Genomic DNA, 16265 nt, shown 5'->3' with positions numbered 1-16265 from the left:
TGTCAAAACAATTATAAATTTGCTCTCTCAAATATCTGGAGGGCAGACCAAAACAAACTTTGCTATTATGCCATTAATATATATTTTTTTGTAATATAATCCCGGCTAAAATATAAAAATTTACTATTATATAGAAATTCACTATCATTTATATAATTTTTCTATTATTGTAGAACTCAATGTTTATTCCCACAGGACAAAAGGAAAAACTGTCAGGCCATATTTAGAAAAAATCCTAAATCTCAGGCTAGAAATTTTTGCATTTATTAATCATTTATATCAGCATATTTCAGATTTATGAACTCCGCCCACAGAGACAAGATGTCCCTAATACATAGTTTTTACCAAATGCAGGGGAGCATAATTTGCCCAGTGTCTGCTGTAATTCCCAGATAACAAGAATAAACAAATATTAGCGATCGCGATGATGTCTCAAGAAAACAGTTCATTTAAGGTAAAAAGATTACTGATAATAGTCAAAACCTTATTTTTTCACCTATTTTCTCCTAAAGCCACCATCTCACCCATCTCCCCCATCTGTACTTTTAAGAAAATAGAACAGCTCTGGGTTTCAGGGGCAAGTCTACTTTAACTATAACTATTGCATCTTATGTCAATTGTAAGGTTTTAGTAGTAATTAAAAATTAAAACTCAGAATATTGAATAATTTTGATTCTTCTTAATTGTTATTAAAAATTTCATAAATTATTCCTGATTGCTATATATTTCTTTGAAGATTATTTAAAACTTACCCATAATCTTTAACAATTAAATCATTTTGAAAAAAAATCAAAATCTTTGTTCAAAACATCCCATTATAAAATATAACTAATTTTCTGTCATAGTTTCCCAGGAGAAAAGCTGTGAATCCAATATTTATAATTTCTTCATCAGAAAATAATCACACAAATTTATTACATAAAACCAGTTATTTATCAATCCTTTTAGCTACAGTATTACTAGGGTTATTTGCGTCTACAAGTTTGGCAGTACCACCCATAAAAGAAGTAGCCCAAGTCCCAGAAAATCAAGCTAATTCTGAGATGAAAGTGCTTTATGTTAGTTCATCAATTGGCAGAGACTACAGAGATGGAACTAAAACTACTCCTTTGAAAACTATTACTTATGCTTTAAAAATTGCTCAACCTAATACAACAATTTTACTTGCTCCTGGAACTTATAGCAGACAAACAGGTGAAGTTTTCCCTTTAATTTTAAAGCCAAAAGTCACAATAAAAGGCAACTTCTTCAACAGAGGTAAAAATGTTTTAATTATAGGTGGTGGTAATTTTAATAGTTCGACTATAAAACAAAAAAATATTACAATCATAGCAGCTAAAAACTCAAAGTTAAATGGTGTAACAGTCACAAATCCTAATCTTCAAGGTTATGGTTTATGGATCGAATCTAGTGACTTTATTATTAGTAAAAATACTTTTACTGGTAATCGTATGAATGGAATTTCTATAGTGGGTAATAATATAGGAATGATTCAGGAAAATACTTTCTATAACAACGGCAGAAATGGTATAAAAATTTCTGATAATTCTCAACCAGAAATTAGAAATAATTTGTTTCAAAACACAGCTGTGGGCATTAAAATTTCAGATAATGCTGCTCCAAAAGTAATAGGAAACCGTTTAATTGAAAATCAAAATGGAATAATTATCCAAGGAAATGCACAGCCAATTTTGCGAGGCAATTATATAGAGAATAATAGACAGAATGGAGTAGCAGCCACCGCTCGATCACTACCGGATCTAGGTAATTCTCAAGAGCCTGGTCGTAATACTATTCGTAATAATGGTCAGTATAATATTTATTCTGTAGTTAAAGGTAAAATTATTCCTGCTTATGGAAATTCTTTAGAAGGCGATCGTAATTATGGTAGCATCGATATAGCGGGAAAAATTGCCCCACCTCCACGAGTTGCTCCTGTGAAAAATACTCCAACAACCCCAAATGTAGATCAAGTACAAAGAGAGTCGAAAAAGGAGGCAGTAGTTATGGAAACTGCACCTCTAAGACAAGACATTCAGGTAAAGACAAAAGAATCAAATTTTTCACCCTCAGCAGAAAAACCACCGGAGCAAAGCATATCTAGTAATATTGTTTCCCGAGCCAGAACACAAAATTCAACCAGAGAAATAGTTATCATCCCTGTACCACTTCCAGAAACTCAGAAAACATCTAGGACAAATTCCTACGAACAACCTAATGGTCAGAGAAATTTACAAAGACTGCTAGAAACTAATCCTAATTACTATAATAGACAAACAATTAAAATACCAGTATCGCCACCAGAGTCAGGAAGAAGAGCATTAGAAGCCTTGTCGAATTTACCACCAAGAAGCACTCCCCCAACTTATGGAAGTAAGACACCAGTTGCTGCTCCTAGTGTATTACCTGTTCCCACAGCAAATATTCCTCTTGGTCGTGGAGGTTATGTACCACCCGGTATAGCACAAAATAAAAATCCATTACCTCTTTCTAGGCTATCTTTAAGGTCTAATTCTCAAAATCATGCAGTAGCTTTAGGTCTACGCTATCGGGTAGTGGTAAGTGTGAATAATATTTCTCAGCAATATAAGCTGCGATCGCTCGTACCAGATGCTTTTTCCACTAAAATTAATGGTAATTCTATAATGCAAGCAGGAGCTTTTAAGAGTCGCTTTCAAGCGAATAAATTATTAAGAACTTTGCAGAACAATGGGTTGAATGCTCAAATTCTACCCGTGCAATAAGATTAAGATATAGATAAAAATCAAAAGGCGCAAAGCAGCGAAATTAAATTCCCTGCAAAGGACTATAGCTGAAGTCAGAAGTCATCAGAAGTCATCAGAAGTCATCATGTATCTTACTTAATTAGAGATACTTAAAAAGAGCTGCTCGAATTCATTTTTCACTCAAGAAGTTAATCATTTTCCCCCTTTTTTTTAACTTACCCCTTCTTTTTTGCCTTACTTCTATTATTTATTTGCCACAAAAATTGATTAATGAGTATAACTTAACTTATTTTCTTAACAAAGACTATTAATATCTATTATTTTTTGAAAAAACAAACATTCAAGAAAATATCCATACAAAAAATTTTTTTCATATTAGACACAATTTGCTTGACTAAGACTACAATAGATTTGCTGAGTTTAAAATTTCCAGAGGTATAATATGGTGATATCTGCAAGTCCCAGTGATGCGAAATCTTTCGTGCTTCCTCAGAGACAAGATTATATCCAGCCTCCACTGGCCCAAACAGTTCCATTAGATAAGATTAGAACAAAATTGGACATTACACTATTAGCTCTCAAGGTTTTAATAGGTATTAATTCTGAGTCCATAGTTCGAGTAGCAAGTCAATTAAATATATCGACCAAAATTGCCGATCAGCTCTCTTTAGTAGTAGAAACAGAGAAGGGATTAAAATCAGTAGTACTTCAAAATCAACCTCTGAAAGTAGAAGAAGCTCAAAGTTTTGTATTAATTATCTGTCACCTAGCAAAACAAAACCAAGGTTTAATTCGTCGTGCAGTGTCATTAATGGAACAAATTGATAGTCAAAATAGTAAACTTCAATCAGTTACTTTGTTAAGGGAATATCTTTATGACTTTAAAGAAGTCTATCAAAATTATTATTGGGATCGTGGCAGTACGACACCATATAAATCAGAAACATTAGCTTTAAAGTTATTAGTTGATTTGTTATTTTATAGCGCTCCTCAAGGATGCAATCGTCTTTTATTAAGCCTTAAACTCAATAATAAAAAAACTAGCTAGAGTCAAAAGTCAGAGGTCATAAATCAAAAGTTGTTTTGTTTTGGTGACGTAGATTTTGGGAAATTATCCCCCCAAATGATTATTATCTTATTAAAAGCTGGGGTTGGGCAAGTAAATTATTTTGACATAATCATCAAATCAATTGATAAAAAAATGTATATAATTAAGATAATTAATAATTATTAGTTGAGGATTAGCAAAATATTTAAAGCTCCTTAATGTTTGTTTTTTTATAATTTAGTACTAGTTAAATAAATTTAATAAAAAAAGCCTAAAAATACAAATGCAAATGTGATAATTTGTTTTGTAAAATACTAGCTATTTTTATTGATAATATCAAACAGTTATGGAGAAAAATAAAGGCTATAAATTTATCTGTTCTGACTTTCCTGAGTTAGATGGCAACTCTAACAATGTATCCCGTACTTAATTCCTAAAACTTTGTGTAATACCATTTATCAAAAACTTTTCAATTTGGCTATTGAGCTGGCTAGTATTGTGGTAAGGACGTTGTATACAACGTCTTTACTGCCATAATAGTAATTTACAGTTTCCCATTTAATAATGATTAAAAAGGTTATTGCAACTGTGTTAATTACTAAATAATTGAAGTATCAACTAAGTATAGTATAAGTTTATAGTAATTGGTACAAATTGATTTTTGAGGATGAATAAAATTATTAACTAATTAGGCATTAAGAGGGAAAAACGATTAATGGCATAACTTTAGATTGATATTTAATTCAAATTTTTTCAGTATGGCTTTAAATTGATATTTAATTCAAATGTTTTCACGAAGTTACACTCCCCCAACCTGTACATTAACAGTAACAGCTAAAGGTTTGAAATTGTTAACATGGTTTGGTATACAAAGACAACAAAGGTTTAGCCTCAGTTTTGACGACCCCAGGGTGTCTGAAGCAGAGCATATGGCAGTTAAAGGCGAGCGCAGCGAACTAGATCTTCTCCACAAAGTAGTTACTAGTTATGTCCAAGAATTTTTAAATAACTCTTCGACTGTACCCTCACATGTGGAAAATACAGAAGTAGAAAAAGATAGTAATATACAGTTACAAAATTCTTATAAAAAAAATCAGAAAGATACTAGCACAGAAGATACTATGGAAGGTGCTAATGCGAAAGTTATAAATTTTTCTTCCCAACCCCTGATAAATAATCAAAATATTTATGTGCAACCACGAGACTTATTGACCCATGATTTATTTTTGGGATCTTTAGCAAACAAAGAATCAGGAGAATTTATTTCCCTGAGTATGTTACAATTATATGATTTAGCGATCGCTCTAGATGAATGTCAAAATGATTTACAGACATTACCTCAGTTTCAGTCTGATGGTGAAGTTAAACCTATTCCCGAATGGTTGCATACTGTAATACTAATGACTCTTACTGCTGGTTTGACTGCTGGCGGAATTAAACTTTATAACCGCTATGCAATAAGTCAACAAAAGCAAAATGAAAATATTGCTACATCAGATGCTATCAGGAATAATAATCAATCAATTCCTTCCCAGACATCCCCAAGCCCTACTTTATTACCAACACCAAAAGTACCTCCATCCCCATTACCTACACCAAAAGAAAAATCACCAACAACAACCATAATTAAACCTTCTCCCATTCCTAAACCATCTCCTTTGTTTCCTAAACCAAATCCTCCAGGATCACCATCTCCTAATAATTTAAGACAACCTAATTTTTCTCCCACTCCCCAAAACCAAGGAAGTTCTAATACATTTGTTATTCCTCCAGCACCGCTACAGACACCCCAACCAATTCCTCTAGCACCGCTACAAACACCTCCGCCAGTTCCTCCAGCAGCACTACCTAATTATGGAGTCACAGTACAACCTAGATACCCTGTGCAACAGCCTCCAAGTCTGCAAATTCAACCTGCTCCAAACCAACCCCCATTACCAAATACAAATATTAATAGCAGAAGAGTCAAACCCTATTTAGATGTGAGTAGTATTCCGATAAATGTTCCCCGAAAAATTAATTTACCAGCCTTAAAAGATGTAGATCCGGTGGTAATGGGTAATATATCAACTACTGCTGAATCTAATAGTGAGAAAAACAAGTCTAAATATACATTGCTTGATAAAATTCCTCAAGTAGCAGAGGTGAGAGAATACTTTGAAAAAACCTGGGAACCGCCTTCAGGTTTAGAAAAAGATTTGCAGTATAGTTTATTACTAAATGGGGATGGTTCTGTGAAAAAGGTAATTCCCATTAGTCGAGCATCGGTTGAGTTTTATGGTAATACAAATATGCCTCTAGAAGAACAAACTTTTGTGTCTAATATTGAGGGCGGAAAAACTGCTAAAGTTCGATTAGTTTTGAGACCAAATGGTCAAGTACAGACTTTTTTAGAGGAATAATTTAGTTGACAATTTTTAGAATCTAAGAATACCGTCCCGAGCTAGTTATTTCAGGTGATTAAGTTATCAAACTTATCAACTAAAGAAAAACTACTGACATAAGCTTGAGTTAATGCAGGCAAGATCCCTTAAGTAGAAATTAAGCAGTCACATAAATGTATTAAAACACATATTTATGGCAAAGAGCGTTGACTTAATTAATCAAAAAATAATGATATAGTAAGTTTTGAGGGGTTGGTGCAACAGCCTGTGTTAGCAGATATTTGCCCCAGCAAAATGTCAACCCGTTGAGAAGCTACAGCTAGGTTCTTTAAGCGCCCCTAACAGCGGGGGAGAATCTCAAAGTCCAAATTGTTAGCCCTGTAAATCAGGGTATTGGACTGATACGCCTAAAAATTTAAGCCCATACAGAAATGTGTCCAAATCTATATCTAAAATTTTAGGTTGGGTTGAGGCAACTAGAGCGAACAAAAAGATGTCTGTTGAGTTAGGTCTCATTGGCCAACCTATATTATTACCACTAATTACAACAATCAAATTTCTTTTTTTATAAAATTTTGCTTGTTTTTATGACTAGCAATACGCACTGTACTATGATCCACTGGACCTCCAGCAATAGGAATTACTTGATACTTGCGCTCTTGTTCCAGGGTTTTCAGTTTAGTATAATCAACCCAGTGAATACAATCAACAGGACAAGTATCGATAGCTTCTTGAATTAATTCTTGAGAGTCACCATCTTGATCAAAAACTCGCGATCGCCCATGGTCAGGTTCCATATAAAAAGTATTATGAGCAATATGGGCACAGTGTTTACAACCAACACAGGTAATTTCATCAACATAAACTCCCTTTTGTCGTAATGCTCCACCAAGTTCAGGTTCCAAACCGGAACGTTCTGGAGTATCCCGTAATATTCCACCAAGTTCAGGTTCCAAACCAGAACGTTCTGTCTCACCTTCTAGGGAGGATGAAGAAAAATCTAGCATTTTTTCAAAACAAATAAATATGATTTATAATTTGAGAATTGGTAAGGTTAGGTCCCAGAAAAAAGTCCAACAAACACTGATAATAATTTATTATATAAAAGCCATTTCCTCTCTTGGCAAGGAGTGTTTGTGGTCGGCAAAGGAGTTATAACTCAACATTTAGAAGTTAGGAGTTAGAGAAATAAAATAAGGAAAAAAGGTCAAAAAATGCCCCTATAGTCACTATTTCTCTACCTATTTCACTCCGAGATGCCAAATGAGCTCTATAGTCCAGTAGGGTACCTTTCGCGATAGTTTAAGGAACTCAGTAACATTACAGGAAGTGGAGTATAATGAACCCTACTAGACTAGCAAGAGATTACTCCTATTTAAGCACTCCAGCGCTGAACAACTAGTCGGATAGATCCATCCCGATTTTTTTGCTGTTCAGTAACTTGAAATCCTTGTTTGGTAGTTTCATTGACTACAGTGTGTAAAGCATAGCGCTGAGTCACCATTTTTATAAACCGATCTACAGACCATGCTTGTTGCCAAAATTGTAAATCAGTTACTAGTTCATACTCATTACCATTCCAAGTAAAACCTAAATCATACCCATTATTTTGTGGTATGACCACTTCAGCAGTGCTAGTCTGTCCACGATAACCCCGGACTTGTGTTGGGCCAGATTTCCAGTCAATACCTAAATCTGTCAGAGCAGACTGCAAAGACTTTAAATTACGAATTTGAGTTTTAATTTGACTAAAGTGTGACATAGTTATTTGAGAAGCAATAAACGGAACTCAACAAAAAAAATAATTTTACCAGTCGCTAAAAGAAGAAACTTGCGTTGTGGCAGTATCAGACTGATGCTGCTGTTGAGCAAAATATTCAGAAGTTGTCTGTTGAGTTAAGACAATACCTAACTCAGCTTCAATTGCTGCAGTTACTTCTGTACAGGAGTTACCGACAATGCCAGTCACTTTTTCCTGTACTCGACCATCTGGATAAATGATGAACTCTAAAGTTTCCATGTTCATAGCTCAATGATGAACAGTTATAGGACTATGTACAGACACCAATTTTTTGAAACTGAATATCTGCTAAAGTTGCTTCTTGATTGTTTCAATGATTTGCTTTTAATCTAAATCAATTTTTATTAATTGATATATAACGAATCATTAACAAAAGTTATTATAATCTGAAGCAGTAACTTAATTACTTGTTAAGTTTGGCGTATATTTTGGAAACAGTCAAGATACTAAACCCAGGCATAAGGAAATGTGGGAAGAGAAACTAGACAAGTTAATACTTTTATTAAAACTTTTAACTTCAAACTATTGACAAATATAACATAAATTGTTAAGAAAAAATAATTTTTTTTACGGCTAGATTACAGTAAAGATATTCAATGGAATGTCCCTACAAGGTCAACCCGCTCCTGAGCAAGCTAACGGTAAAACTCCTCCCACGCTTAACTGCCTAGAAGGATGTCAACTCTGATAACTGATAAAGTATCGGACTCAAATGAGATGTACAAGGCCTGAATAGTAAAATCTTATGGTGCGGGCATTTTACCCCCTAAATTTATACCTTAAATACAGTGGAAAGTGCTGTTGGTGATAACTAAAATGATTTCCAGAGTGATGCACCTTAGCAGATAATAAAAGTCTGTCCAGTTAAATTAAATACTATGAGGGCTATGAAAATAACAACTTCCAAAAATCAAATCCATGTAGGTGTTTTAGGTTTCGGCGGTCTGGGGCAAGCTGCAGCTAGGGTACTTGCACCTAAACAAGAAATGGCCTTGGTTGCTGCTGCTGACCAAAAAGGTTATGTCTACAATTCTCAAGGATTAAATGCTGACCATTGTATGACTATGTATAATGACCAAGGGTCTTTAGGTTATTTAGAAACTGGTGGGGTTTTAAGTAATAAGAGTATTGAAGAATTAATTAAAGTAGCTGGTACTGTGGATGGTTATTTTTTGGCCCTTCCTAACTTACCTAATACTTTTATGGCAAGTGTTGCTAAACAATTTATTGCTGCTGGTTGGCGGGGAGTATTAGTCGATGCTATTAAAAGAACGAGTGCGGTAGAACAATTGTTGGCCCTCAAAGATGAACTACAAGCTGCAGGTATTACTTATATGACAGGTTGTGGCGCAACTCCTGGTTTATTAACTGCAGCAGCAGCTATAGCAGCTCAGAGTTATGGGGAAATTCATAGTGTGAAAATTACTTTTGGAGTGGGTATTGCCAATTGGGAAGCTTACCGCGCCACAATTCGTGAGGATATTGGTCATTTACCCGGATATGATGTGGAAAAAGCTAAAGCCATGACTGATGCTGAGGTGGAAGCTTTGTTGGAAAGTACAAATGGTCTGTTGAATTTGCAGAACATGGAACATGCTGACGACATTATGTTGGAGTTGGCAGGAATTTGCGATCGCGATCGAGTAACAGTAGGAGGTATTGTTGATACTCGCAACCCGAAAAAACCTTTAAGTACAAATGTTCAGATAACTGGTCGCACTTTTGAAGGTAAAATTTCTACTCATACTTTTACATTAGGAGATGAAACAAGCATGGCGGCTAATGTTTGTGGTCCGGCATTTGGCTATTTCAAAGCAGGAGTCGGTTTACATCAAAGAGGTATTTATGGTTTATTTACTGCTGCTGAAGTTATGCCACAGTTTGTCCGCTAGTGGTTTATCTTCTTAATGGGTGAAGTATTAATAGTGTGAGTTTTTTACTCACACTATAGTATTATGTCAAGTCAGGATGAATAGTTATTGTATAGAACTCCTGCAGGTATCTATGCCATAGAACTCCGATCCGTTGAGCGAACGCCACTATCTTAACTCACCCTTCGCCTCTAGCTTCAACCTAAAATTTGATCAACCTCCCCAAATCATTTATGGGATGGAAATTGAGGTATAGAGCAAAAATTTATTAATCAAAAACAACTGATTTACTATCAAGGAGTTTATCATAGTTTGAGGCAGTAAATTAGATATCGTCAACCTACTCCATTTGGTTTACCCAATTTGCAGAAAACAAATGTGCACTTAGTGTGTAACCGTTATTAAAGATTATTCTCTAAAAATTTAAGCGAATGGTGAGTCTAGTTTAAAAGTTATAAATAACTAGGGAAGTAGAGGCAATTTTTCCAAGTAATGTTTCGTAAACATCAATTTACTCTACAAGAGCAAACAAAGGAGAAAACTAGATGTGTAGGAAGTAGTATAGCTGGTACACAAAATTAATTACACCTATGTGTTATATGATATTGAACTTCTTATAGCATATACCATCAGCCAAACTAAAGTAGGTTTTCCAGGAGTTTAATAGTGCTTAATTACTTAAATTGTATTGAGAAATAATTGTTAGAAAATTATACCATAGATATATTCAAGCTATTCCTACTTTTTTTTAAATAATCTTGTTATTTTTGACTATTAAATGGGCAACTACCAGCAGTTAAATCTTTAATAAACTTACTATTATCGAAATAATGTTCTATAGATAAAATCTTTAAATCTTCAGTTAATCTAGCAAGGCTAATACCTATGATTTCAATAGTTTTACCAGTGGGTTTATGCTCTTTAAAATTACCTTTAAAAGTTCCCCAATGTCGCCATTTAAAAGTAACATTTGGTGGTCCTGAGAGCACTTCTATTACTTCCCAAAGAAACCCTTCAGGAAAAGCTGTATTAAAAACTTCAGAGGATGATTCAAAAGTTTCTTCTTTGGGATTATAATATTGATTTTGACTCATAAAAAGATTATATGTTCCTTGCTCTGCTGTTTCTTGAGCAGTGTATTCTTTACCTCCATTACTACTCATGCGAAATTTATCGGCAACAACAGATAACCACTGTTGAGGATCAATTTTATTAGATACTTCCATTTCAAAAGTTCTGACTAGGTTATGAACGATCGCTTCTAAAGAGCCTTTTTGATGATCGTGTTTACTTTCTTGTTGGAAAACCCGATCATTATGAGAATAGTCTGGTCGTTTCCCCTTTCGCCATTCCACTCCTTCATTATTAGTAATTACTTTGTCTCGATCTTGTACCCACAGGGGGAGCTTAGAGTCAGTATTACTCATATTTTTTTCAATCATTAGTTTTACAACTTAAGTTTACTAGATTATTTTTGAAGACAATGGGTATTTATATAATTATTTAATTATTTTTAATTACAAATAAAGTCTATACTTTTATAGTTTTTGCCTTCACTACTGAGTTTAAATACTCAAGCCCTAGAGAGAAGGGATGACTCTGTAAGTTATTGGAGGCGCTAATGATACACTAAACCTGGATCTCTCAACTGTGTGTGTTCTAGATATGCAACAGTTTATTTCTCAAGAATTATTTAGTTATTTTCTGGTTTTTACTTGCCACTTCTGGAAACTTAATTTTGTCTCTTTCCAAGGATATTTATGGGGACTGTTGTTAATCAGAGGAAGCAAAACGATGAACAACATCGCTCACTCTTATTTTTGGGTGGAACGGTTTCTGTAAAGCCCGATCGCTTTATGTCTGAAAATCTCTGGGATATCAATAGGGTGGGAAAAACTTTGGTCGCTCTCCTGCTCCAGAAGGTAGAAAATCAGCTTCAGGTCCACAGAAGATATCTAGCTGGTCTGGATACTTTATTACTCCCGAAAAATTGCCAGAAAATTTCAGGGGTTTAACTGTGGAAAGACCATAGTGAAAAAGCAGATAGGGGAGAAAGCCTCAAAAGACATCATGGGAGCATTCTGGAATTAATTAGTGGGGAGAAAACCAGCGACCATTATTGGTGTTGGCAGACTTTGATGAGGCTAATTTCAGGAAAATTAAATCCCTTTCAATTCATCGTTGACTCCCAGGGTGTAGCTCACCGAGCTAATTTTTGGGATGGAGTCATCCTCTTAGTTCTCGACCTGAAACAGTAGCTTAGTTCTATCGTCTTCTTGCCCCTTTAGTTTCCTCAGGAATTCAGGTCATTACCCGGATGGGAAAAAAAGGCTGTGGCTGGGGAGCAACTAACTGAATCTAAAACCAAAAAAAACGGTTAAAATTGAGGGAGAATAGAAACTAACTCATCTCCTACAAAATTTACGCCTCAAAAACTCTCGGTTACTATTTATGGCAAACAGGTGAGCGTTGAAGCCATCGAACGAGAAGTTTTATAACGCGGATTTCAGCCCAAAGTCTCTCCTCTTCATTCCGAGTTGAGTTTTTCTCGCCTGTATTGAGGACTTCAACGTTTTGCTATTAGTCGTGTCCTTTCTCCTAAGCCCACTTTTGAAGCAGACTTGCAGCCAAAGTCTCTTGAGTTAGACCGGATTCTTCCTCTAGCCGCCTAAACCGCTAACTTCAAGCTTTGATGACTCGGGCCAGAATCTTGATTTCTGGATAAATTTCCGTGAAGGTATAGTAGAACACAAACTATTTAAACAGCAAATGAATTTACAAAAGAGATATTCTTGAGTTTACAAAAACAACTCCACAACATCTTGGCTGAACAAAGGGGAGCATTTTTCGCTGTTTAATCTTTGTTTTCTTTTTAGCCAATTAAAGCTCTGAATTCTATTCCTGAAGTTTACCAATCATAGAAAGGAAAGCTACTCTTAAATGAGCTCAAAAATCTAGGCAGCTCTTTAGGAGCGACTCTAAAACGCAAGATTAAGCTCTTGCCTGTATGTGCTCCTAATAGCCTTGTCATTGTTGCTAAATATAATCTCAATACCATTGAGTGCGGGTATCTAGAATTCCTCCAAGGCTATGGGGAAGCAAGCTGGTCACTGGCTCCCCAGCGCATCGATCATGCCATAGCTCTCAGCCAAAAAACAGAGATAATTTTCACCACCTGTGAAGCCGCGAATAGTTATTGTGGCTCGCAACAAAACCTTGCAGAAGCCAAAACCCAAGGAGCAGATATCCAGATTATCTCTTCGCCTCAGCAAGCTCTCTAAATCGCTCTCGAACAACGGACGCGACACATCATTTTCTTCAGGGTAGGCTTTGAAGACAGCACTGCCAAAACAGCCCAGACTTTTCTACAAGCATAATCCAAGCAGATTGACAACTTTAGTGTCTATTGTAACCACATCTCAATTGTGCCTACTCTCAAAGCCATTATGGACTCCCGAATTTTACCTATAGATGGATTCATCGCACCAGCTCAACTAATTGCTACCTTTGAACTGGAACCCTATCAGTTTTTAGTTGGTTACTATTGCAAACCCTTAGTTGTTGCCGAAGTTACTCCTATTTCCATGCTCAAAGCTAAATTGATGCTACTATAACAACTGGTTGATAGTCGTGCAGAACTTTCCACCCTTGAATTAGAATTACTCTCAGCCTCTCTTAGCTTAGAAGCAATGCAAGCTATCAGCCGAGTGTACAAGCCTCATGATTTCTATGAATAGCGGGGGATAGTTTCCACTGACTAGTCTGGCTTGAAACTACACCCTGACTGTGTTCAATTTGATGCGGAAGTGAAATTCCATCTGCCCAAATTAAAGAGATATGACCCCCATTCTTCCCAATGTTGGGCTGTCCTCAGTTGGTTTTTCAAGCCCTTTCAGTGTAAAGTTTTTGGGGCAAGCTGTAACCCCCAAATACCCCTAGGAACTTTTATGGCTTCTCCCGAGGGAGTTTGTTACCAACAATACAATGCCAACTATTGAGCAACTGAGCCAAAATTATAAGTAAAAAAGGTTTATGAGGAAAGACTTTTCGACAAAGGTAGTCAACTTCGCTGAAACCACAACTAGTCGGGTAGGAAGCCCTCTAATAGCAGAAACAGGACAAGTACAACCTTCTGCCAAAGCTGACGGAACTTGGCTCACTGCCTCTGACTTGTGGGCAGAGCAGAAAATTCACAGAGCAATTGAAACCACCTTTCCTAACCACGGCTTTTTGAGTGAAGAAACTGCTCAGTAGTTTCCCGAACAAGAATGGTGTTGAATTGTCGATCAGGGGCATTCATGAATCATCAAGTTATTTCCCCGAGTTCTGTACTTCCCCAGCCACAACACTTTTTTAACTTTTGTTTAAGTAGCGCTTCCCTGGGGGTAGCTCCTTTTCCCTGTAGAATGCGAGTGCTGAGTGCAGCCAACTATGACTGTTTGAGTGTGGCTAACGGCACAGCACTCGGTGCAGTAGAGTTGAGACCGAAGATTTGGCACATGATGCTGCAACCTGGGCTATAGCAATTATTTTGTCTGGATCTTGCACCTACAGGGCTAGCTTAGAGTCAGTCTTACTCATGTTTTTTTTCAATAATTAGTTTTAAGACTTAAATTTACTAGATTATTTTTGAATAAAATAGGTATTTACATGATAATTTAATTATTTTTGATTACAAATAAAGTATAAAAAAGAGATTAGTCAATCTTTTTTATTTACTCTTTCTTCTTTGATTTTTATAATAAAATCTTCTTTAATCAAAGTATATTTAAAACTTGCTTTCTGAGACTGGGAATTAACTAAACTTCCTTCAATTTTTAATCCTATTTTTTCCACAATTTAAACAGACCTTTGATTTTCTAAGAAAGCACTAGCAAGTACTTGCTCTATTCCTAACTATAAAGACTTTCCCCAATTACAGCTTTTGTTTCTAAGTTTAGATATAAAACCCCAAGCTTTCCTATGTAACTGATAACCAAGTTTAATATTATAGAAGTTATCCAGTATCAGCAGCCGTATAAGGCGCGAAGCTCTTACATACGGAGCTTGAAGGAGAGATGAAGGGGCGAAATTCACCCATTGACTATATTAAAAACCTGAAAGCATTTACAGATAAATACTTTAGCCTTTAAATATCAGCACCTTTGCTACAAGCTTTTTGCTCTCATCAACTCAAAATTAATGATTTTGAAGTAGGTCGGGCAGAAAAATTGAGGGAAAATAATTTCGACTACATCCTTTATCATTTATATTTATCCTAATTCAGTGCCTTTGCATCTTCTACCCTCACCCATAAGACAAATTTCAGCCAACCCTAAATGATTTTGTGTAGGTGCTTAATTTTATTTACACTTATTTCTTGACTTTTCCTATTTTTTCCTGCTTTCTATTTTTCCCTATTTCCTACTCCCTATTTATTACCTTAAATTAAATAAAACCATTTTCTGCCAAAAAATCAGGTGTAATATCTTTTAAATTATTAACAGGAGAAGTTACTGTTAAAGCAGGTGGTAAAACTGAATAATTATTAGACCCATGACGGAGAAACTTAGCTACATATTTACCCAAAATATCTGCCTCAATATTTACTAAACTACCTGGTTTTAAATGACTCAAGTTTGTTTCATTAAAACTATGAGGAATAACTGCTACCTGAAACCAGTTGCCATCCCGATCACAATCAGCTACAGTCAAACTGATACCATTAACTGCTATACTTCCTTTAGGTACAATATACGGTGCAATCTGACATTCCCAGCTTTCATATGTTTTGTGTGGAGCTGTAAATTTCATGTCCCAGGCATTAATAGTTTTAACAGAGGTTTCTAAGCATCCAACCCCGTCAATATGACCCGTCACAAAATGGCCTCCTAATTTACTGCCTGCTCTTAATGAAGTTTCAAGATTAACATACCTATCCGAAAGTTGACCTAGTGTACTACGTTGTAAAGTCTCTGGTGATACGATCGCTAAAAATCCTTGGGTTAAAATATTTATTACTGTTAGACAAACACCGTCTACAGCTACACTATCACCAATGGCCAAATCTTCTAAAATAATTTTGCTATTGCTAGATGATGCTAGAGAAACTAAAATTTGGCTTTCTTCTAAAAGTTTAATTTTTCCTAAAGTTTGAACTAATCCTGTAAACACTGTTTTTGTTTTTCCCTATGATTAATTAATTAATTAAAGTTTAGTTAAATTTTTAGAGCAGTTGCAACAACATATAGCTTAAAGATAAGATGGTATTAACCTTTGGTTTGCTATTAGTCAAGGCAGATACCATACCTTAAAAGATAAAAATAATAAATAAATGTGAAAATAACTTATATTAGGTAAAGATCAGGGCACACTAACATTCAATTCTTTCTTACTTAGAATTATTCATATCCTATATAGTTTGACAAAAATAATAAAAATAATTTATAAGATGAG

Annotated in this window: 14 protein-coding genes and 1 pseudogene; 9 read left to right on the top strand and 6 right to left on the bottom strand. The window is 35.3% G+C overall.

Features of this window, described 5'->3' with window-relative positions; genetic code table 11:
• Positions 1-863: 863 nt before the first annotated feature.
• The 3 genes from TERY_RS12345 to TERY_RS12335 all read left to right on the top strand — a co-directional run bounded on the left by TERY_RS12345 (position 864) and on the right by TERY_RS12335 (position 6176).
• Positions 864-2744, top strand: a complete 1881-nt coding sequence (locus TERY_RS12345) for a DUF1565 domain-containing protein (protein ID WP_011612141.1) — start codon at positions 864-866, stop codon at positions 2742-2744.
• Between the two features lie 424 nt (positions 2745-3168).
• Positions 3169-3774 carry a DUF3038 domain-containing protein gene (locus TERY_RS12340; RefSeq protein ID WP_011612140.1) on the top strand — a complete coding sequence of 202 codons (606 nt, stop codon included), beginning with the start codon at positions 3169-3171 and terminating at the stop codon, positions 3772-3774.
• Positions 3775-4559: 785 nt separating this feature from the next.
• Positions 4560-6176, top strand: coding sequence for a DUF4335 domain-containing protein (locus TERY_RS12335; protein ID WP_011612139.1), 1617 nt, complete (start codon positions 4560-4562; stop codon positions 6174-6176).
• Positions 6177-6709: 533 nt separating this feature from the next.
• Here TERY_RS12335 and TERY_RS12330 read toward each other — a convergent pair.
• The 3 genes from TERY_RS12330 to TERY_RS12320 all read right to left on the bottom strand — a co-directional run bounded on the left by TERY_RS12330 (position 6710) and on the right by TERY_RS12320 (position 8178).
• Entirely contained in the window at positions 6710-7165 is a 456-nt protein-coding gene (locus TERY_RS12330; RefSeq protein WP_011612138.1) for a 4Fe-4S domain-containing protein, read from the bottom strand.
• Between the two features lie 368 nt (positions 7166-7533).
• Positions 7534-7920 (bottom strand): DUF1257 domain-containing protein, encoded by a 387-nt coding sequence (locus tag TERY_RS12325; RefSeq protein ID WP_011612137.1) that lies wholly within the window; start codon positions 7918-7920, stop codon positions 7534-7536.
• Between the two features lie 45 nt (positions 7921-7965).
• On the bottom strand, positions 7966-8178 hold the full coding sequence (locus tag TERY_RS12320; protein WP_044136774.1) for a DUF2997 domain-containing protein: 213 nt from the start codon (positions 8176-8178) through the stop codon (positions 7966-7968).
• Positions 8179-8837: 659 nt separating this feature from the next.
• Between TERY_RS12320 and TERY_RS12315 the strand changes: the two genes are divergently transcribed.
• Entirely contained in the window at positions 8838-9851 is a 1014-nt protein-coding gene (locus TERY_RS12315; RefSeq protein WP_011612135.1) for a (S)-8-amino-7-oxononanoate synthase BioU, read from the top strand.
• Between the two features lie 740 nt (positions 9852-10591).
• On the opposite strand, the gene TERY_RS12310 is transcribed toward TERY_RS12315, so the two are convergent.
• Positions 10592-11272, bottom strand: a complete 681-nt coding sequence (locus TERY_RS12310; RefSeq protein ID WP_011612134.1) for an ester cyclase — start codon at positions 11270-11272, stop codon at positions 10592-10594.
• A 318-nt stretch (positions 11273-11590) separates the two neighbouring features.
• Between TERY_RS12310 and TERY_RS12305 the strand changes: the two genes are divergently transcribed.
• From TERY_RS12305 to TERY_RS12285, 5 genes and pseudogenes are all read left to right on the top strand, one after another.
• Positions 11591-11845 (top strand): hypothetical protein, encoded by a 255-nt coding sequence (locus TERY_RS12305; protein ID WP_011612133.1) that lies wholly within the window; start codon positions 11591-11593, stop codon positions 11843-11845.
• A gap of 975 nt (positions 11846-12820) precedes the next feature.
• Positions 12821-13444, top strand: a pseudogene (locus TERY_RS36900) (hypothetical protein).
• Positions 13445-13597: 153 nt separating this feature from the next.
• A complete protein-coding gene (locus TERY_RS12295; RefSeq protein ID WP_044136771.1) occupies positions 13598-13828 on the top strand; it encodes a hypothetical protein in 231 nt (76 codons plus the stop codon).
• Between the two features lie 34 nt (positions 13829-13862).
• Entirely contained in the window at positions 13863-14084 is a 222-nt protein-coding gene (locus TERY_RS12290) for a hypothetical protein (RefSeq protein WP_044136770.1), read from the top strand.
• Positions 14085-14128: 44 nt separating this feature from the next.
• The gene (locus tag TERY_RS12285; protein WP_044136767.1) at positions 14129-14353 is read left to right on the top strand and encodes a hypothetical protein; all 225 of its coding nucleotides are present in this window, start codon (positions 14129-14131) and stop codon (positions 14351-14353) included.
• Between the two features lie 178 nt (positions 14354-14531).
• On the opposite strand, the gene TERY_RS36895 is transcribed toward TERY_RS12285, so the two are convergent.
• Positions 14532-14666, bottom strand: coding sequence for a hypothetical protein (locus TERY_RS36895; RefSeq protein WP_370495365.1), 135 nt, complete (start codon positions 14664-14666; stop codon positions 14532-14534).
• Between the two features lie 591 nt (positions 14667-15257).
• A complete protein-coding gene (ribE, locus tag TERY_RS12280) occupies positions 15258-15983 on the bottom strand; it encodes a riboflavin synthase (protein ID WP_011612130.1) in 726 nt (241 codons plus the stop codon).
• Between the last annotated feature and the right edge of the window lie 282 nt (positions 15984-16265).

This window comes from Trichodesmium erythraeum IMS101, assembly GCF_000014265.1.
GTDB classification, from domain to species: domain Bacteria; phylum Cyanobacteriota; class Cyanobacteriia; order Cyanobacteriales; family Microcoleaceae; genus Trichodesmium; species Trichodesmium erythraeum.
Note: the sequence above shows the minus strand (reverse complement) of the source record. Positions and strands in the feature narration are given on the sequence as shown.

Coding starts and splice junctions, on each gene's coding strand:
- TERY_RS12340 (WP_011612140.1), top strand. CDS start 3,169: ATGGTGATATCTGCAAGTCCCAGTGATGCGAAATCTTTCGTGCTTCCT.
- TERY_RS12335 (WP_011612139.1), top strand. CDS start 4,560: ATGTTTTCACGAAGTTACACTCCCCCAACCTGTACATTAACAGTAACA.
- TERY_RS12330 (WP_011612138.1), bottom strand. CDS start 7,165: ATGCTAGATTTTTCTTCATCCTCCCTAGAAGGTGAGACAGAACGTTCT.
- TERY_RS12325 (WP_011612137.1), bottom strand. CDS start 7,920: ATGTCACACTTTAGTCAAATTAAAACTCAAATTCGTAATTTAAAGTCT.
- TERY_RS12320 (WP_044136774.1), bottom strand. CDS start 8,178: ATGGAAACTTTAGAGTTCATCATTTATCCAGATGGTCGAGTACAGGAA.
- TERY_RS12315 (WP_011612135.1), top strand. CDS start 8,838: ATGAGGGCTATGAAAATAACAACTTCCAAAAATCAAATCCATGTAGGT.
- TERY_RS12310 (WP_011612134.1), bottom strand. CDS start 11,272: ATGATTGAAAAAAATATGAGTAATACTGACTCTAAGCTCCCCCTGTGG.
- TERY_RS12305 (WP_011612133.1), top strand. CDS start 11,591: ATGGGGACTGTTGTTAATCAGAGGAAGCAAAACGATGAACAACATCGC.
- TERY_RS12290 (WP_044136770.1), top strand. CDS start 13,863: ATGAGGAAAGACTTTTCGACAAAGGTAGTCAACTTCGCTGAAACCACA.
- TERY_RS12285 (WP_044136767.1), top strand. CDS start 14,129: ATGAATCATCAAGTTATTTCCCCGAGTTCTGTACTTCCCCAGCCACAA.